The sequence below is a fragment of the Bradyrhizobium sp. McL0615 genome (genome assembly GCF_049993905.1).
Lineage (GTDB): Bacteria > Pseudomonadota > Alphaproteobacteria > Rhizobiales > Xanthobacteraceae > Bradyrhizobium.
In genome coordinates this window covers 3,408,989-3,427,150 of the sequence record NZ_CP188254.1, presented here as the reverse complement: position 1 = coordinate 3,427,150, position 18,162 = coordinate 3,408,989, and the positions used below count along the sequence as shown (strand labels likewise).

Below are 18,162 nucleotides of genomic sequence, written 5' to 3'. Positions count from 1 at the left end.
TCTCTTCAAGTCACTGCACGGACGTACCGGGACGCGGATCTCGCATGCTCGGCATGATCATTTGGCTCCCATGCAGGCCTTTTCCGCCTCGGTGTAGGCGTCGGGTTTGTCTTCACGCTTGGCAGGCCGCACGCGGCCGACCGCGTCGTTCGCGCGGGCGCGCAGATAGATGTAGAGGTCGTCCATGTAGCAGGCGACATTCGGGTTATCGCCGAACGCCGGCATGACGTTCTCTTGCGCGGTACTGATGTTCTTGCGACCGCTGGCAACCACACCGAGAAAATCGCCGTAACTCATCGTCTTCAGTGAATCCTGTAGCGCCGGCGCGTAGGTCGATCCCATCCCGTCAGGGCCATGGCAGACATGGCATTCGGAGTGATAGCGACGGTATCCGGAATAGGTGTACCAATCGACCGTCCCGTCAGGCGCGACCTTGAAAGTCGGAGTGCCTTCCTTGTCGAGATACTTGCCATCCTCGGACTTGACGGCGGTCGGATCGTCCGCCGCGTGGGCAACCGATCCCGGCGCCACAAGCATGAGAGTGGCTGCAATCAACCAAATTGTACGCAAGAGCTCATCCTCGAAATTCGATCTAGATCAACCGGCGCGTGGAACGAGCCACGCGCCGGACGAGGTGGTCCTGCTTTACTGCGGCAGTGCGAACACGGTGAGCGTGCCGCCGAGCGCGGTATAGTTGCTCAGCGCGGCATAGCCACCGACCGCACCGAGACCTGCTGTCGGATCGGTCAGACCTGCGGCAAGGCCGATACCCGCCCAGCCGCCGACGCCGGACAGCACGGCCACATACTGCCTGCCGCCGTTCTCATAGGTCGTGACGTTGCCGATGATGCCCGACGGGGTCTTGAACTTGTAAAGTTCCTTGCCGGTCTTGGCATCGACTGCCTTCAGATAGCCTTCGAGCGTTCCGTAGAACACCACGCCGCCAGCTGTCGCGAGCGCTCCCGACCATACCGAGAACTGCTCCTTGTTCGACCAGACGATCTTGCCGGTCTTGCCATCCCAGGCAATGAAGTTGCCCATGTGGCTTTCGCCCTGAGGCGGATACATCGACAGGGTCGCGCCGACATAGGGCTGACCTGCGGTGTAGCTCACCTTGAACGGCTCGTAGTCCATGCAGACGTGGTTGGTCGGCACGTAGAACAGTTGCGTATCGGGCGAATAGGCTGCCGGCTGCTCGTCCTTGCTGCCGAGCGCTGCCGGGCAGATGCCCTTGGTGTTCTTGTCTTCGCCGCCCTTTTCGGTCGAGTACTGATCGAGCACCTTGGGACGGCCGTAGGTCGGCGAGCTCTTGTTCATGTCGACGCCAGAGGTCCAGTTGACCTTCGGATCGTACTTCTCGGCGACCAGGAGTTCGCCGGTGGAACGATCCAGAGTGTAACCCAAACCGTTGCGGTCGAAATGGGTCAACAGCTTGCGTTCCGCGCCGCCGATCTGCTGGTCGCTGAGGATCATTTCATTGACGCCGTCATAGTCCCACTCGTCGTGGGGCGTCATCTGATAGACCCACTTGGCCACGCCGGTATCCGGATTACGCGCCCAGATGGTCATCGACCACTTGTTGTCGCCCGGACGCTGCTTCGGGTTCCAGGTCGAGGGATTGCCGGAGCCGTAGTAGACGAGGTTCAAACTGGGATCATAGGATATCCAGCCCCATGTGCAGCCGCCACCAATCTTCCACTGGTCGCCCTGCCAGGTCTTGAGGCTCGAATCCTTGCCGACCGGCTTGCCGTGTTCGGTGGTACTGACGGGATCGACCATGATCTGGTCGTCCGGCCCTTCCGAGAAGGCGCGCCAGGCCTGCTTGCCGGTCTTGAGATCGTAGGCCGTGACGTGGCATTGCACGCCAAACTCACCGCCGGAAATGCCGATCAGGACCTTGTCCTTGACGACGAGCGGCGCGGAGGTGCCCGTGCCGCCTTTGCCCGGATCGCCATTCTTGACGCTCCACGCCACCTGCCCGGTCTTGGCATCGAGCGCGACCAGGGTGGTGTCGGCCTGATGCAGGAAGATCTTGCCGTCGCCATAGGCCACGCCGCGATTGACGGTGTCGCAGCACATCACCGGAATGACGTTCGGATCCTGCTTCGGCTCGTACTTCCAGACGATCTTGTTCTCCTGCGAAAGGTCAAGAGCGTAGACCTTGTTCGGGAACGGCGTATGGACGTACATCATGTTGCCGACGATCAGCGGCCCGCCTTCATGGCCGCGCAGCACGCCGGTCGAGAAGGTCCAGGCGACCTGGAGCTTGCCGACATTGGCTGCGGTGATCTGGTTCAGTTTCGAGTAGCGTGTATTTGCGTAGTCTCCGGCCGGCATCACCCAATCTTTCGGGTTCTGCGCCATCTTGCTCAGCTCTTCGTTGGCATATGCAGCGCCCACGGCGAACGTCGCCATGGCGCCGAGACAGGCAGCGGATAGCACCTTGCGCATAATGGTTTCCTCCGAGATTAAAGTTTTGGGTTTCCGCCGAGACGGCCCATTTTCCATTTTTGGTCCCTGTTCTTATCCCGTTCGAAAACGGGAAACTTGCCCAAGAGCGAACCGCGTTTGCTCAAAAGCGAAACCCAATGAACTTTTTAATTTTGGGTCGCCGGGAGCCGCCTTCTTATGTTGCGAAGCATCAATCGTGGGCTTGTTCCCACAAGCCGCAGCGCGTTCCGAGCTTGAGGTTCCCCTTGACGCAGCCGAAACTAAGTTGGAGGATTGTCAAAGGGATATTGGGAAGAATCTGCGCGACTTCCTTTGGGATTTCCTTGGGACTGCCTTAGGTTGAATCAAATGTAGCGTCCTGTGACCGAAGCTTTTGCCGAGGTCGCGGACTGTTCTCGAATCGGTGGTTGGACCATGTCCGATACAGTCCGCTCGCTCAGTACTTCCGGGTTGGCGCCGAAGAAGCAGATCCAAACTTGGTCAGATGCGCTGACCGATCTCTGCGGTCAGTTTGATATCGACCCGCTGGAAGCCTCCTCGCTCGAGGCGCGCATTAACTACACCACCGTCTCGCAGCTGAAGCTGTGTCAGATTGAGGCAAGCCAGCATCGCATCGCGCACACGGTTACAGGCACGAAGCTGAGCGAACATCCCTACGTCAAGATTCTGTTCCAGACCTTCGGCATCTCGCATTTCGAACAGGGCGGCCGTCGCATCGACATCATGCCCGGCGATTGTCTCGCCTATGACGTCTCCTGTCCGCACACGATCGTCAGCCCGTCGTTGACGCGGCACGAGGTCGTGATCGTGCCAAAGGAATTGCTGCACGAACGCGGCTTCCGCACGGCGAAGATGTTGCCGTGCAAGCTGTCCGCGCGAACGGGCACCGGCCGCATCGCCTATGACTTCGTGCACACCGCGTTTGACGAAGCGAACAAGCTGTCGCCCTACAACGCCATCGGCGTCGCTGATTCGCTGATCGATTTGCTGCTGTTGCCGCTGCGCGAGGCCGACACGATGTTCGATCGCGTCGGTCCCGAGGCGATGTACATCCGGGCTCAGGCTTTCATCCGCGAACATCTGCGCGACCCGGAGCTTTGCATCGACCAGATCTCGGCGGCCTTGGGCTGCACCAAGCGCTACCTGCACATGCTGTTCAGCGACAAGGGCATGACCGTCAGCGATTATATCTGGCGGGCCAGGCTGCTGCACTGCCGGCAGGAGCTGGAGACCCAGAACGGAAAGACGATCACGGACGTCGCATTTTCGTGGGGCTTTTCCAGTTCGTCGCACTTCAGCCGCGTGTTCCGGAAGCATTTTGGATTCGTGCCCTCCGCCATCCACAAGGCGCACTGCGCCGATCCGTTGCCGGACGCTTCCTGACGCGAACGTCAAAGCCGTGCGGCAAGCTGACGCGCTGCCGTGGATCTTTGATCGCGACGAATCGCTTCGTGTCCTCCCGCCGTGTCTGACGCGATGATTGTTGCACGACATTACCAAGTTGCCTTCAACCCCGCATAGAAGGCGCGCGGCCGCGCCGGGCTGACGGTGCGAGCATCGGTGAACTCCGCGCCGCCATTGGCGAAGTTCGGTATGTCCCCTCTTTGGAAAAACGTCCCGAACGTCGAATAGCGATTGTCGAAGATATTATCGACGCGGCCGTAGATCTGATACGTCTTGTTGATCTGATACGAGGTGTGCAGGTTGAAAACCGAATACCCCGGCAGCCTCGCCGCCTGGTTGGATTCATCGCCGGCAAAATACTGGCTGGCGACGAACAGCGCATCGCCGCCGACCTTGAAGGCGTCGGTGATCGAATAATCAGCGCCGAACTTGAACCGGTTGCGCGGGATGGACGGAATCCGGTTACCCGGCACGACCTGGATATTGCCATCGGCATCGGCGAATGGACTGCGAGAGTTGAGCGTCAAGGCATCGAGGAAGCGCGCATCGACGAGGGTATAGCTGGCATAAAGTTGCAGCGCCTTCGATGTCAGATTCACCTGCGCCTCGATACCCTGCCGCCGTGTCCTGCCCACGTTCTGGAAATAGCCAAAGCCCTGCACCTCCGGACTTGGTATCGCCAAGATGTCATCGGCGTTGGTCGCGCGGAACCCGCCGATCTTCCAGCCGAGCGTGCCGATATTCAGCTCCTTGGTGCCGCGGAAGCCCGCTTCGACGGTGCGGGACACGACCTGCTTCAGCGGCGGATCGGCGACGAGGAATGCGGCGACGATACAGGGGCGCGCTGGATCGGCGCAGGCGAGTTCCAGCGGGGTCGGCGCGCGATTGGCTTCTGAGTATCCGGCATAAGCCGTCACTTCCGACGTAACCTTGTAAGTGCCGCCAATCATCGGATTGAACCGGCTGAACGTATGACTGCCGTTGAGATCGGTGCCGATCAGGTCTTGAAGGTTGATGCTTGCATAATTGAACCGGCCGCCGCCCGAGATCGAAAACCGGTCCGTCACGTCGAACGTATCGAGTGCATAGAGGCCGGTGTAGCGGTTGGTGGCGCGAAGCGAGACCGGGCCGATTGAAATCGGGGTGCCTGATGGTCCAAGGAAGATGCCGCTGCCGCTGACGACGTAATTTGAGCCGATCGTGCCCAGTTCCCCGATCGCACCGAAGCGGGTGACGCCGGAATCGAAGCTGGTACCGACCATGAACTGGTTGTTGTGCCCGAACAACTGGTCGGTGTTGGTGGCCTGCAGCGTCGCCCCGGTCGTGGTCGAACGGGTGGTCGTCCGGTCGATCTCCCCCAGTATGGCGTCGGCCGGGAAAGGATTTGCGAGTTGGACCCCGTTCAGGCCATTTGCCGGCGAGGCGTCGTCGTTGAAGCAAAGCAGCCCCGGATCGGCGGCGCACGGTTGAGTCTCGGTCGGATTTCCGTCCACCGTCTTCTGCCGGAACGCGCGGACGCGCACCGAGCCGTCGATGGTCCAGGTCGGCGTCACCTCGACCTTTCCGGTCAGGTTGGCGTAGGCAACGCGGTTGTCCGTGGTCTGCGGCGTCGTGTAGGTCGCGCCCCAGTATTTCTGGAGCAGTTCGACCGGCACCGCGGCCGACGCGCCGAAATTGTTCTTGGCGACGCCGAAGTTGAGATGGAACTCGCTGCTATCGGTCCGATAGCCGACGTCGCCATAGAAGCGCCGGATCGCCGATTCCGAAAAATTGCGATATCCGTTGTCGCGCAGGCCTTCGAGCGCGCCGTAAACCGACCAATTGTCGACCTGCTTGCCATATTGCGCCGAACTCTGGATGCGCCCGAAGGAGCCGCCCATCGTGTTGATTTCGGCACCATGGTAGTTGAAGCCATCCTTCATCAGCACGTTGACCGCCCCGCCGAGCGCATTGAGGCCGAACGCCGGGTTATTGGTCACGACCGTGACCGACCTGATCGCGGCGGTCGGAATTAGGTCCCAATTGACGGTGTCGCCGAACGCTTCGTTGATGCGCATCCCGTTCTGATAAACTGCAAGCCCCTGAGGCGTACCGGCGACCGGCGACGCAACGAAACCACGAAATTGTACATCAGGCATAAAGGGATTGCCGGTCGTATCGCTGAGTATGACACCCGGCACCTGTTGTTGTAATGCGACGCCAATGTCGAATGAGTCAGTCCGCGCGATCTGCGCGGCACCGACCGCGTTGATCGCTGCCGGCACCTTTTCGACATCAATTCCCACGCGGGCCTGCGGCGTCGGCGCGGTCGGATAGACAAGAACCCTGCGCACGTTGCGGGTAACTCGCGGCGCGGTACTGCCGCTGGCCGGCCTGGCCGCTGGTCTGGCTGATGTCGTTGGGGCAGTGACCTCGATGGCCGGCAAGACCTCACTGTCTCCTGACACAGTTTGGGCCTGCGCAGTGTGACTCCCGGGAACGAGACATAGCGATAGTGTCCCAACAAACAGGAATCGAGCGCCCATTCTGTTTCATCCCCATTCCATACCGGCCACATTGGTCCCCGCCGGTTAGTTGAGGATGATCTTAGAACGTCAATCAAATCGCGCACTATCAAAACGTCCCGGACAGAACGGGAAAAATTCCCGACTCAGTAACGCGCGTCCATCGGAATCACCGCCTCCACAGTTACGCCATTATCTGCGGAAGCAATCGTGAGCGAACCACCCAGCGCCAGGATTCGCTCGCGCATTCCCGTGAGCCCGAAGCCCAGCTTGTGATCCGGCCTCAGTCCGCTGCCATTGTCGCGGACCCGCACCAACGCACCGCCTCGTCCCGTCAGTCCCGAAGGCTGTTCGACAGGCTCAACAGTTACATTGACGCGGGTAGCGCCCGCGTGGCGAAAGACATTGGTCAGCGCCTCCTGAATGGTGCGGTAGATCGTCAAATCGGCCGTCTCTCCTGTGTCGCCCAGCGACTGCGAGATCGCTGTTTCGATCGCAACGTCGGGATGCGACTCTCCCCATAGACGCAGCAGCGCGCCAAGCGCTTCGTGAAGGCCAAGCTCCGTCAGCCCCGCGGGCCGCAGCTTTTCAAGAACCCGCCGATTGGATTGCTGCAAGGCATTTACCTGTTCCAGTATGGCGCTGCCGTGCTTTCGCGTGGCCTCCACGTTCGGATCCCTTGCATCTGCGATCCGCATCAGCGCGCTGGCATGGGCCCGCAACGCAAAGAGATAGGGCCCGAACTCATCGTGCAACTCGCGTGCAATTTCCTTGCGTTCGACATCCTGCAGCGAGACGACGCGCTCGGCCAGACGCCGCTTGTCGTCGACCGCGTCGCCCAGGGTGGCCGCAAGGTGATTCAACTTGTCGCAAATGGCAACGAGTTCTGGCGGGCCATCCGGCTTCACCCGCGTGTCATAGCCACCGGCTTCAATTTTCGTCATTGCTTCCGACAACGTCTGGATCGGCGCAAGCGCCCGGCTGACGACCCTGGTCGTAATGAGGAAGAGCACGATGGCAATCACGGTGCCGATCTGGAGCTGAGTGATAATTCCATCCCAGATCTCGGCCATCTCGTCGTTCGGATGCGACGTGATCAGCAGCGAACCCGGCTTTCCCTTGATCGAGATCGGAACGTTCACGGTGGTCTTTTCGGGGTGAACAAGCGCGACAAACCATGCCGGCGGCGAGCGCGCATCGGCATTGTCGCCGGGGTTGGCCGCAGCCCCTGAAATCTCGACCGCTTCACCCTGCCGCGTGATACTGACATGGCGAAGCCGGTTGAGGTCGTGAACGATCTGGTTCAGCCGTGCTTCGGCGTCCGGCGCCTCATTCAGTCCCGCAACGATCGTATCGATAAATTCACGCGCCAGCCGTATGACGCTTTGATCTTCGGCCTGGACGCGAGGCCCGGCCTCGAGCACCAGTCGCGCAATATTGGCGGCTAAACCGAGCGTGAGGACGAGCGCGAGCAGCAAGTTGATCCGGGCGCGCAAGGAAAAATTTTGCCACATAGCCTTTTGTCCAGGAGCGAAATCGCGATTGTCTGGGAGCGAAGTCGTCTTCAGTTCCCTATCGCGGGGAGCGTTGACAGACAAAACAGGCGTCTATCTAATCGAAGCGTATAGCAACATCGCCCGGGTTGCATGATCATCGATGGCAGGTACCGCCCCGAAGACTGCGCCGGTGTTTCGCCTGATGCGGTGCAGCAACGGGAGTGACGCGGGTGTTCGGGATCAATGTCAATGCGCGTTCTGATTGTTGATGATCATCGCATCGTTGCTTCGGGGTGCCGTGCCCTGTTCGCGGACGATCCCGAGATCGACATACTGGAAGCCTCCGACGCGGAGAGTGGCGAGCGCGTTTTCGACGAACGGCAACCGGATATCTGCGTACTCGACATCAACCTTCCGACGGTTTCCGGGTTTGAACTGGCACGGCGCCTCCTCGCGCGCGACGCGTCTGCACGTATCATTATCTTCAGCATGAACGATGATCCGGTATTCGCCGCGCGCGCCATCGAAGTCGGTGCCAAGGGATATGTTTCCAAGGCCGGGGATCCCCAGGACCTTGTCGAGGCGATCCATGAAGTTGCAAAGGGCGGGGTTTATCTGCCGCCGGCGATGGCGCGAAGTATCGCATTCGCAAGACCGTCGTTCGCCCGGAGCCCGCTTTCAAAGCTGACCTCGCGTGAGATGGAAATCCTGCGCCTGCTCAGTGTCGGCAAGAGCCTCTCCGAGATCGCGTGGCTGGTCCATTCGTCCTACAAAACCGTCGCCAACACCTCGTCGATCATGCGCCACAAGCTTGGCGTACGCACCTCCGCCGAGCTGGTACGATTCGCAATCGAAAGCGGCGTGGCGTGATCGTGCTGCGCGGCGCAGGACAAGCATCATCATGACCATGCAGACCGTTTCGCTTAACAAGGCATACGGCGGAACGCAGAGTGTGTATCGACACGCCAGCCGCGAAACCCGGACCGACATGACCTTCTCGGTCTATGTTCCGCCGTACGCCGCCGGCGCCAGGCTTCCGGTGGTCTGGTATCTCTCGGGCCTGACCTGCACCCATGCCAACGTGACGGAAAAGGGTGAATTCCGCAGCGCCTGCGCCGAGCTTGGACTGATCTTCGTTGCGCCCGACACCAGTCCGCGCGGCGAAGGCGTGCCCGGCGATCCCGCCAATGCCTATGATTTCGGACTTGGCGCCGGTTTCTACGTCGATGCGACGCAGGAGCCGTTCGCGCGCAACTACCGCATGTGGAGCTACGTCACGGAAGAATTGCCGAAACTGGTCGCCGAAAATTTTCCCGTCGACCCCAGTCGACAATCCATCCTCGGTCACTCCATGGGCGGTCACGGTGCACTGACGATCGCGCTGCGCCATCCCGACCGCTATCGCGCGGCAAGCGCATTCGCTCCGATCGTCGCGCCCTCGCAGGTGCCTTGGGGCATCAAGGCGCTCGGCGGCTACCTCGGCAGCGACCGCCAAGCATGGCGCAAGCACGATGCCGTTGCGCTGATCGAGGACGGCGCCAGAGCCTCCGATCTTTTGGTCGACTACGGCGATGCCGATCCGTTTCTGACCGAGCAACTCCGCCCGGAGCTGCTGCAGGCCGCGTGCGAGAAGGCCAAGATCCCCCTCACCCTGCGCCGGCAGCCCGGCTATGACCACAGCTACTACTTCATCTCGACGTTCATGTCCGATCATCTGCGCTGGCACGCGGATCGCCTGAAGGGCTGATGCGGCGTGATGCCGTCCCAACGGAGAATTGGGTTGCAAGCCAAGACAATTTGGTCATGGTTCAAGCCTAGAGCCTTCCACGCGGCTGCGTGAAAAAGGCCTGTCAGGGAGGAGCCATGATCCGATGGTCGGTCGCTGCGATCGTTTTCTGCATCGCGGCTACCCCCGTGCTCGCGGCGGACCCAACCGAGATCGGCATCGGCTATCTCGGCCGCGCCGGCGTCAAGGCGAAATTGTCGCTCGTCGAACTGCCGGCCGAGAACGACGGAATTGCCGGCGCCCGCCTGGCCGTGGAGGACAACAACACCACCGGCAAGTTCCTCAACCAGCGCTTCACGCTCGAAGAAGTTCGGCTCAAAGAGAATGACGACGTCGCGAAGGCAGCAGCCGCGCTTGCCGCACGCAACGGCTTCATCATTGCCGACCTTCCGGCGGACGAGTTGTTGAAGGCAGCCGACGCGCTCCGCGACCGCGGCACGCTGCTGTTGAACGCCGGTGCGATCGACGACCGGCTGCGCGAGCAGGATTGCCGCGCCAATGTGATCCATGTCGCACCGACGCGTTCGATGCTCGCAGATGCACTCGCCCAGTATCTGGTGTGGAAGCAATGGAAGCGCTGGCTGTTCGTCGTTGGTTCACATGACCAGGACAGGCTGTACGCGGACGCGTTGCGCCGCGCCGCGACGCGCTTCGGCGCCAAGATCGTTCAGGAGCGAACCTTTGAGGATACCGGTGGCGCCCGCCGTACCGACAGCGGCGTCACCCTGATCCAGCGGCAAATGCCTGTGTTCACCCAGCAGGCGCCGGCCTATGACGTCCTCGTCGCTGCGGACGAAAGCGAGGTGTTCGCGTCTTACCTGCCCTACCGTACCTGGGATCCGCGACCGGTCGCCGGCTCGGCGGGGCTGGTTCCAACCAGTTGGCACGCCGCGCACGATCAGTGGGGCGCGATCCAGATCCAGAACCGCTTTTTAAAATTGAATTCGCGGCACATGACGGCATTGGACATGCAGGCCTGGACGGCGGCACGCATGATCGGCGAAGCGACGTCGCGCACCAGGTCCGGTGACTCGAAGGCGGTATCGGGTTTCCTTAAGGGTCCCGACTTTTCCATTGCGGCGTTCAAGGGTCAGCGGTTGACACTGAGGGACTGGAACCTGCAGCTTCGCCAACCGATCCTGCTGGTCGATGGACGCATGGTAGTCTCGGTTTCGCCGCAGGAAGGCTTCCTGCACCAGGTGTCGGAACTCGATACGCTTGGTGTCGATCGGCCGGAAACCAAATGCAAGTTGCAATAAAGGAGGATGGATTGCGTATGTGGCGTCATTGCCTGCTTTCCGGAATGGCTGTCTGGCTCGCGACGGCGGCTCCCGCCTCGGCCTTCATCGCCTATGTCTCCAACGAAAAGAGCAACACCGTAACGGTGATCGATACGAACAGTTGGACCGTCACCAAGACCATCAAGGTCGGCCAGCGGCCGCGCGGCATCGAGTTCACGCGAGACAGCAAGTTTGTCTTCGTGGCCGTCGGTGACGATGACAGCATTCAGGTCATCGACGTTGCGAAGCAGGAGGTCGTCGATACCCTGCCCTCCGGCCCAGATCCCGAACTGTTCGCCCTCGATGCGGCCGGCAAGATCCTCTACGTCGCCAACGAAAACGACAACACGGTGACGATCATCGACGTCGAGAAGCGCGCGCGCCTCGGCGACATCCAGGTCGGTGTCGAGCCGGAAGGCATGGCCATCAGCCCGGACGGCAAAATTCTGATCAATACGTCCGAGACCACCAACATGGCGCATTTCATCGATACTGCGACGCGCCAGATCGTCGCCAATGTGCTGGTCGATGCGCGCCCGCGCTTCGCCGAGTTCAAGCGTGACAATTCCGAAGTCTGGATATCATCGGAGATCGGCGGCACCGTTTCGGTGATCGATCCGGTCAAGCGGGAGGTGACGAAGAAGATTAAATTCGAGATTCCGGGCTTGCGGAGCGAAGCCATCCAGCCGGTCGGCATCGGCATGACCAAAGACGGCAAGACCGCTTTCGTCGCGCTCGGCCCTGCCAACCGCGTCGCGGTCGTTGATACCGCCAGCTACAAGGTCACCAAATATCTGCTGGTGGGACAGCGGGTGTGGCACATGGCATTCACCCCGGATGAGAAATATCTGATGGTTACCAATGGCGTGTCGAACGACGTCTCGGTGATTGACGTCGCCGCGCAAAAGGTCATCAAGACAATCCAGGTCGGCGAACTGCCCTGGGGTATCACGATTGCGCAACCATGACGGCCACTGACGCATTTTCCGCCGGTCCGAACACACAGGACATCCCTTCCCAGCCCGAAGCCGCGGCGATGCCTGCGTTGTCGATCGACGGCATCAGCCATTCCTATGGCGCCCGTCAGGCCCTGATCGACATCGGCTTCTCCGTCGCGCCGGCAAGTTTCACGGCGTTGCTCGGCCTGAACGGCGCCGGCAAGAGCACGCTGTTCTCGCTGATCACGCGGCTGTTCGGCATCCAGCGCGGGCGTATCGGCATCTTCGGCCACGACGTCGCACGTGCGCCGGGCGAAGCCTTGCGGCTGCTCGGCGTGGTGTTTCAGCCCCGCACGCTCGATCTCGACCTCTCGGTGACGCAGAACCTGCTGTATCACGCCGCCTTGCATGGCATCGCCAGGCAGGATGCCCGCGAACGAAGCCGCGAAGTTCTGGCGCGCATCGGCCTTGCCGACCGCACCGGCAGCAAGGTGCGCGACCTCTCCGGCGGCCAGATGCGGCGTTTGGAAATCGCCCGCGCGCTGCTGCACCGCCCGCGCCTGTTGCTGCTCGACGAGGCGACCGTCGGCCTCGACGTCAAGGCGCGCGCCGATATTCTCAACCATGTCCGCCAGCTCGTTACCGAGCAGGGAATAAGCGTGTTGTGGGCGACGCACCTGTTCGACGAGATCGGTTCGAACGATGATCTCGTTGTCCTGCATCAGGGGCGGGTTCTGGCCCAGGGCAAAGTCGCGCAGGTTATCGCCGCCGCCGGCGGCAGCGATATCAACACGGCATTCATGCGGCTGACCGGCTCCACCGCACCAGACGGGAGCTTAACGTCATGACATCAGCAACCACAACGCCGATCCGGAGCGGCTTCTCGCTCGCCGAATATCTCACCTGCCTGAACGGCATTGTCTGGCGCGAGGCGCTTCGTTTCCTGCATCAGCGCGAACGCTTCATCTCCGCACTGGTGCGGCCGCTGGTGTGGCTGTTCATCTTCGCCGCCGGCTTCCGTCAGGTGCTCGGCCTCTCCATCATCCCGCCCTACGAGACCTACATCCTGTACGAGGTCTACATTGCGCCCGGCCTGATGGCGATGATCCAGCTCTTCAACGGCATGCAGTCCTCGCTGTCCATGGTCTATGACCGCGAGATGGGCAATATGCGGACGTTGCTGGTAAGCCCGCTGCCGCGATGGTTTCTGCTGTCCTGCAAGCTTCTGGCCGGAACCGCGGTCTCGCTGCTTCAGGTCTATGCCTTCCTGCTGATCGCCTGGTTCTGGGATATCGCGCCGCCGCCGGCCGGCTATTTCACGGTGCTGCCGGCGCTGGTGCTGTCAGGCCTGATGCTCGGCGCGTTGGGGATGCTGATCTCCTCCGGCATCAAGCAGCTCGAGAATTTCGCAGGCGTGATGAACTTTGTCATCTTTCCGATGTTCTTCGCGTCCTCGGCGCTCTATCCGCTGTGGCGCATCCTGGAGAGCAGCCCGATGCTCTACTATGTCTGCCTGTTCAATCCGTTTACGCATGCGGTGGAACTGATCCGTTTTGCGTTGTATGGACAAATCAACTGGACGTCGCTTGCGGTTGTCGGCGGCTGCACGATCGCCTTCATGGTCGGCGCCATTTACGCTTACGATCCTTCGCGCGGCCTGATCCGCCGCGGGCCGGCCGGAGGCGAGACATGAAATATCGGACTGCGATTGCGGTAGGGCTGGTCGCTGCGGCGACGATCAGGTTCGCCCACGCCGCCGATCCGCGTTATCCGGACTGGCCGTGCGCCCAGGCCAAGGTGCCTGAGATATCGCTTGCCGCGGTATGGGCAGGCCCACCGCTCGACGACGTCTCCGGCAAATGGAGAGAAGACGCCACGGTCGGCTCACTGGTCGCAAAGCTGGCGGCAAGGCGAACCGCCCTTGAGGAAGCGCAAAAAGCGATCACTGAACATTTGAACGCGGCAACCGACAAGACCAGAAGCGGAAAACTGCTGTTTGCCGGCCTCTTCGACGTACTCAACGGGCAGCGCTCCCAGGTCCTGAATGGACTGGAGCGCATTACCCGCAAGCAGCGCGAGGCTGCCGACAAGATCCGCTCCGACACGATAGCCTTGCAGGCGCTGCAGAGTGAAGCGCCGCCCGACCAGACAAAGATCGGCGACCTCGGCAATCAGCTCGTTTGGGAGACGCGCATCTTCGAAGACCGCAGCCGCGTCATCAAATTCGTTTGCGAAGTGCCGACAGCGATCGACCAGCGTCTGTTCGCTCTTGGACGAACGATTCAGCAGGAAATCGAATAGTCGCCGGCAGGATCAGATCAGGCTGGACCGGGACGACGGACCGCCTCATCACCCGCACGCTAGCGCGTCCGAGTGCTACGAGCCCGCTCATTTCTACTTTGCATGGGGTTGTTTTCGATATTTTGTGTCCCGCCCTAATGCGGGGGCGCCCCCGCCTCACCCGCCCGCGGTTCCGGCTGCGATTCCGTCAGAGCCAGACCGGCCCGTTCCCAGCCGTCCGTTCCGTCGGGGTACCACGCGACATTGGCGTAGCCGTAGGTCAGGATTCGCTTTGCCGCGTTCCAGGACATCCAACAATCGGCCTGGCAGTAAACCACCACCAGCGCGGTCGTGTCGCCGGCTGTCGCGCGGACGAGCCCGCGCCGCAGATAGTCTTCCGTCGCGGCCGCGAGCTTTCCGTAGCCGGTGTCCGGCAGCCACATGCTGCCGAGAATATTGAGCCGTGGCTTGTCGCGCCAGACCGTGCCTTGCGGAAGATTTGGCGGCTTGGGTGCGCGAGGCATCACGTCGATGAACACGCCCGACTTGGCCCGCCAGATCGCCTCGGCCTCGGCGGTCGCAAGAACACGCGCGCCGGCGAGGGTCGCGGGAACCGGCGCACGGTAGTCTTCCATGCGATACCCGGCCGGCTCGGGAGGCCTTTCCTGCGCCGATGTGGAGACAGTGAATGTGAACGCCGCAAGGATCAGGCCTGCGAGCGTTTTCATTGCACTTTCGTTGCCGTCTCCGCGCCGATCGGCCGGTCATTCTCGTCGAGCAAGGGAACGCCGTAGTCGAGCAGTATCTTGTTGATCGCGGGCTGGTTCTCCTGGATCAGGCGGTTGAGCTGCCGCTTCCAGTTCTGGTCAGCTCCCCGCACCCCCATGCCGATACGAAACGCCAGTCGCGGGCCGGTCTTTTCCTTCACCAGAGGCGTCACGTGAAGCTGCGGGTTTGCCTTCTTCGCATAATAGCCCGCCATCGGTCCCCACAGAATGCCGGCGTCGATCTGGCCCGACACCAGGTCGGCGATCATGGCCTCTCCGGACGAGTCCAGGCGGGTATCGACCATCAACTGATATGGCTTGGCGTTCGCCATCAGGCCGTTGACCGCCATGTTCGTGCCGGGCGGCGTGCCGGCCACGATGCCGATATGCTTGCCTTTCAGGCGCTCGTCTTCCAGCGTCGCGACGTCTTCGAGGCCGCTGCCCGGCTTGGCGACCAGCGCATAGGCGGTGCGGTAATAGGGATTGGTGCCCTGAACCAGGTCGTCGCCCTGCGGGAAGCCCATGATGACGTCGCAACGATGGGCGCCGAGCGTCATTCGGACGAAGCCGGTCGCTTGCGGGAAATACATATAGTCCAGCTTCTTGTTCAGCTTCTCGGCGAACAGTTCAGCGAGCTTGTTCTCGAATCCCTCGCCCTTTTCGTTGGAGAACGGCAGATTGTGCGGATCGGCGCAAACGCGCAGCACCTTGGGATCGACGAGCTCGATCGACAGATCGCCGGTTTCATTGATCTGTGCGCGTGCGGCATCGCGCCCGCCGAGCACAGCGAAGATCGCCAGGATCGAAATCGCCAGCCAGCGCTTCTGCCCGGCATATGTCATCAAAAGCTGCTGCACTTCCGGCCCACCATGGTTGCCAACTTCGAAAAATATCGGCAACCCGGACCAGCGAAGTTCCGTCGAAGCCGCAGACGAGCAAAATGCTAAGCTTGTCAATTGGAGCCTGCAACAGGAATAATCCCCCATGGCGGACTCGTCGCCCGTGCTGCGACGCAAACCGAACCGCGATGAAGCATGGAATTTCCGATAGCACTTCGTGGTTGGACGGAGGCCAAAACATGGCTCGTGCCACATTGATCCTGGCCGCGCTCGCGATGCTCGCTTCGGCGACAGCCTTGCGCGCGCAGCAACGGGAGTTGCCCGTCAGTTCCGTTGCGGATGGCGTATTCGTGCACAACGGCCAAACCGCGCAGATGACGCGCGAGAACGACGGCGCGATTGCCAATGTCGGTTTCATCGTTGGAGAGGATGCGGTCGCCGTGATCGATACGGGTGGCAGTCTCCGCGAGGGACGACAATTGATGGCAGCCATTCGCGCCAGGACCGGCAAGCCGATCCGCTACGTCATCAATACGCATGGACATCCCGATCACGTATTCGGCAATGGCGCTTTCGTGCAGGGCGGGACGATTTTTGTCGGCCACGCCAACCTGCCGCGTGCGCTGGCCGCGCGCGGACAATTCTATCTCGATGCATTTCGCCGGACCATGGGCGACCAGGTGATCGACGAGGTCAGCATCGTGCCGCCAACGCTGCTCGTCAGCGGCACGCTCAGGCTGGATCTCGGCGCGCGAACCCTCGCGTTGCGGGCGTGGCCCGCAGCCCATAGCGATTGCGATTTGACCGTGCTCGACGAAAAAACCGGAACCCTGTTTGCGGGCGATCTGGTGTTTCTGGCCCACACGCCGGTGCTGGACGGCAGCATCCGCGGCTGGCTCACCGCACTCGGCGAGCTCAGCGCCCTGCCCGCGCAACGCGTGGTTCCCGGTCACGGCCCTGTGAGCGAATGGCCGGCCGCCCTCGCCGACGAGCGCCGCTATCTCCAAACCCTGGCCTCGGACGTACGTGGGCTCGTCAAAAGCGGCAAGCCGATCACGGCGGCGGGCACTGCCGCGGGCTCCGAGCGACCCCGATGGGAATTGTTCGACGACTTCAACACCCGCAACGCAACCGCAGCATTTTCGGAAATTGAATGGGAATAGCGCGCGCATTGCCCTATATTGCGTTCGTTGCTTCCATCCCAACGAAGGTGGCGCATGCCTGGATCTCTTCTCCGCCTGTTCGCCGTCGCTGGCTTGTTCCTGTTCGGCGCGCCGCTGGCGCTTGCGGCAGAGGCGAATGACCCGTGGCCCGGCCTGGTTCAGGACATCTTCAACAACCGTCCGATGAACGATGGCAGCGATGTGATATCGGTCGAAATGCCCGTCCGCGCCGAGGATGCCGCCATCGTGCCGGTGACCCTGCGAACGAAGCTGCCGTCGGGTGACACCAGACAGGTGCGGAGCATCACGCTGGTCATCGACCAGAATCCCGCGCCGATGGCGGCCAAATTCCAGCTCGGACCGGACGCCAAGGTGTCGGAAATCTCCACCCGCGTCCGCGTCAACAATTACACCGATGTTCATGCGGTGGCCGAACTCAGCGACGGCAAACTTTACATGGTCAAGACCTATGTGAAGGCGTCCGGTGGCTGCTCGGCGCCGGCCGCCAAGAACGCCGACGAAGCCAAAGACAGGCTCGGCCAGATGCGCTACCGGCAGTTCGCAAAAGCCGGCGAAGGTCCTACCAGCGGCGCGCGCGAGGCCCAGATCATGATCGGGCATCCCAACAATTCCGGCCTGCAGATGGACCAGGTCACGCAATTGTATGTCCCGGCATTCTTCGTCAATGAACTGCGGATTTGGCAGGACGACGGCGTGGTGTTGACCATGGAAGGCGGCATTTCGATTTCGGAAGATCCCAATATCAGGTTCACCTACGTGTCGAACGGCGCCAAGCGCTTCCGCGCCGAGGCCAGGGATACCGAAGGACACGTCTTCCAGCGCGAATGGCAGATCGACGATTCCGGGATGTGATCCGAGCCGCGTGCCAGACCTCAGAAGCAGCGCACTTCCGCTTCGGCCTGGGCTCGCCTGAGCTCGTTGAGCGCGCTTGACGCCTGTTCTGATGTGCGGAACTGCCCACCCAGATTTCCCCGGACCTGCGACATGCTGAGCACGGTTTCGGCTGTGACATAGCGCGCATAGGGCACGAGCGAAGCGACGACGTCGACCGAACAGGAGCATTGCTCGATCGCCTGCCGCGTCTCGCCATTCGCCTTCAGGCAACCAAACACGTATTCAACCCGCGCCGATGTCGGATAGTCGTTGACGTCCTCGGCGTGCGTGGCAACTGACATCGTCATCAACGCCATGAACGCGGCGACAATACGTCGTACCGATCCGACAAGCGCCATC

Annotated in this window: 17 protein-coding genes; 10 read left to right on the top strand and 7 right to left on the bottom strand. The window is 61.4% G+C overall.

The window, feature by feature from the left end; translation table 11 throughout:
- Nucleotides 1-57 precede the first annotated feature (57 nt).
- Together ACPPVP_RS16215 and xoxF5 are read right to left on the bottom strand one after the other, a co-directional pair.
- Complete coding sequence (locus tag ACPPVP_RS16215) at nucleotides 58-537, bottom strand: c-type cytochrome, methanol metabolism-related (protein ID WP_426537883.1); 480 nt, start codon at nucleotides 535-537, stop codon at nucleotides 58-60.
- 108 nt (nucleotides 538-645) lie between these two features.
- Entirely contained in the window at nucleotides 646-2,451 is a 1,806-nt protein-coding gene (xoxF5, locus tag ACPPVP_RS16210) for a lanthanide-dependent methanol dehydrogenase XoxF5 (RefSeq protein ID WP_426535950.1), read from the bottom strand.
- 414 nt (nucleotides 2,452-2,865) lie between these two features.
- On the opposite strand from xoxF5, the gene ACPPVP_RS16205 reads away from it, so the two are divergent.
- On the top strand, nucleotides 2,866-3,834 hold the full coding sequence (locus ACPPVP_RS16205; RefSeq protein ID WP_426535948.1) for a helix-turn-helix domain-containing protein: 969 nt from the start codon (nucleotides 2,866-2,868) through the stop codon (nucleotides 3,832-3,834).
- Nucleotides 3,835-3,944: 110 nt separating this feature from the next.
- On the opposite strand, the gene ACPPVP_RS16200 is transcribed toward ACPPVP_RS16205, so the two are convergent.
- Together ACPPVP_RS16200 and ACPPVP_RS16195 are read right to left on the bottom strand one after the other, a co-directional pair.
- The gene (locus ACPPVP_RS16200; RefSeq protein ID WP_426535946.1) at nucleotides 3,945-6,380 is read right to left on the bottom strand and encodes a TonB-dependent receptor; all 2,436 of its coding nucleotides are present in this window, start codon (nucleotides 6,378-6,380) and stop codon (nucleotides 3,945-3,947) included.
- A gap of 125 nt (nucleotides 6,381-6,505) precedes the next feature.
- Nucleotides 6,506-7,873: a histidine kinase gene (locus ACPPVP_RS16195; protein WP_426535944.1), complete on the bottom strand. Its 1,368-nt coding sequence runs from the start codon at nucleotides 7,871-7,873 to the stop codon at nucleotides 6,506-6,508.
- A gap of 231 nt (nucleotides 7,874-8,104) precedes the next feature.
- Here ACPPVP_RS16195 and ACPPVP_RS16190 point away from each other — a divergent pair, with 231 nt between their 5' ends.
- From ACPPVP_RS16190 to ACPPVP_RS16160, 7 genes are all read left to right on the top strand, one after another.
- Entirely contained in the window at nucleotides 8,105-8,725 is a 621-nt protein-coding gene (locus ACPPVP_RS16190) for a response regulator (protein ID WP_426535942.1), read from the top strand.
- A gap of 31 nt (nucleotides 8,726-8,756) precedes the next feature.
- Nucleotides 8,757-9,602 (top strand): S-formylglutathione hydrolase, encoded by an 846-nt coding sequence (gene fghA / locus ACPPVP_RS16185; protein ID WP_426535940.1) that lies wholly within the window; start codon nucleotides 8,757-8,759, stop codon nucleotides 9,600-9,602.
- Between the two features lie 116 nt (nucleotides 9,603-9,718).
- Entirely contained in the window at nucleotides 9,719-10,900 is a 1,182-nt protein-coding gene (locus tag ACPPVP_RS16180) for an ABC transporter substrate-binding protein (protein ID WP_426535938.1), read from the top strand.
- Nucleotides 10,885-11,889, top strand: a complete 1,005-nt coding sequence (locus ACPPVP_RS16175; protein WP_426535936.1) for a YVTN family beta-propeller repeat protein — start codon at nucleotides 10,885-10,887, stop codon at nucleotides 11,887-11,889. Before ACPPVP_RS16180 ends, ACPPVP_RS16175 begins: the two co-directional genes overlap by 16 nt.
- Nucleotides 11,890-11,957: 68 nt before the next feature.
- On the top strand, nucleotides 11,958-12,707 hold the full coding sequence (locus ACPPVP_RS16170) for an ABC transporter ATP-binding protein (protein ID WP_426537881.1): 750 nt from the start codon (nucleotides 11,958-11,960) through the stop codon (nucleotides 12,705-12,707).
- Complete coding sequence (locus tag ACPPVP_RS16165; RefSeq protein WP_426535934.1) at nucleotides 12,704-13,552, top strand: ABC transporter permease; 849 nt, start codon at nucleotides 12,704-12,706, stop codon at nucleotides 13,550-13,552. The genes ACPPVP_RS16170 and ACPPVP_RS16165 overlap by 4 nt, the downstream gene beginning before the upstream one ends.
- Nucleotides 13,549-14,160, top strand: coding sequence for a hypothetical protein (locus tag ACPPVP_RS16160; protein ID WP_426535932.1), 612 nt, complete (start codon nucleotides 13,549-13,551; stop codon nucleotides 14,158-14,160). The genes ACPPVP_RS16165 and ACPPVP_RS16160 overlap by 4 nt, the downstream gene beginning before the upstream one ends.
- A gap of 134 nt (nucleotides 14,161-14,294) precedes the next feature.
- Here the strand turns inward: ACPPVP_RS16160 and ACPPVP_RS16155 are convergent, their stop codons facing one another.
- Nucleotides 14,295-14,867 carry a PQQ-dependent catabolism-associated CXXCW motif protein gene (locus ACPPVP_RS16155; RefSeq protein WP_426535930.1) on the bottom strand — a complete coding sequence of 191 codons (573 nt, stop codon included), beginning with the start codon at nucleotides 14,865-14,867 and terminating at the stop codon, nucleotides 14,295-14,297.
- Nucleotides 14,864-15,748 (bottom strand): substrate-binding domain-containing protein, encoded by an 885-nt coding sequence (locus ACPPVP_RS16150; protein ID WP_426535928.1) that lies wholly within the window; start codon nucleotides 15,746-15,748, stop codon nucleotides 14,864-14,866. The genes ACPPVP_RS16155 and ACPPVP_RS16150 overlap by 4 nt, the downstream gene beginning before the upstream one ends.
- Nucleotides 15,749-15,984: 236 nt before the next feature.
- Here ACPPVP_RS16150 and ACPPVP_RS16145 point away from each other — a divergent pair, with 236 nt between their 5' ends.
- Both ACPPVP_RS16145 and ACPPVP_RS16140 read left to right on the top strand, forming a co-directional pair.
- Complete coding sequence (locus ACPPVP_RS16145; RefSeq protein WP_426535926.1) at nucleotides 15,985-16,908, top strand: quinoprotein relay system zinc metallohydrolase 2; 924 nt, start codon at nucleotides 15,985-15,987, stop codon at nucleotides 16,906-16,908.
- Between the two features lie 54 nt (nucleotides 16,909-16,962).
- Nucleotides 16,963-17,781, top strand: a complete 819-nt coding sequence (locus tag ACPPVP_RS16140; protein WP_426535924.1) for a quinoprotein dehydrogenase-associated SoxYZ-like carrier — start codon at nucleotides 16,963-16,965, stop codon at nucleotides 17,779-17,781.
- Nucleotides 17,782-17,801: 20 nt separating this feature from the next.
- Here the strand turns inward: ACPPVP_RS16140 and ACPPVP_RS16135 are convergent, their stop codons facing one another.
- Nucleotides 17,802-18,161 (bottom strand): hypothetical protein, encoded by a 360-nt coding sequence (locus tag ACPPVP_RS16135; RefSeq protein WP_426535922.1) that lies wholly within the window; start codon nucleotides 18,159-18,161, stop codon nucleotides 17,802-17,804.
- Nucleotide 18,162 lies beyond the last annotated feature (1 nt).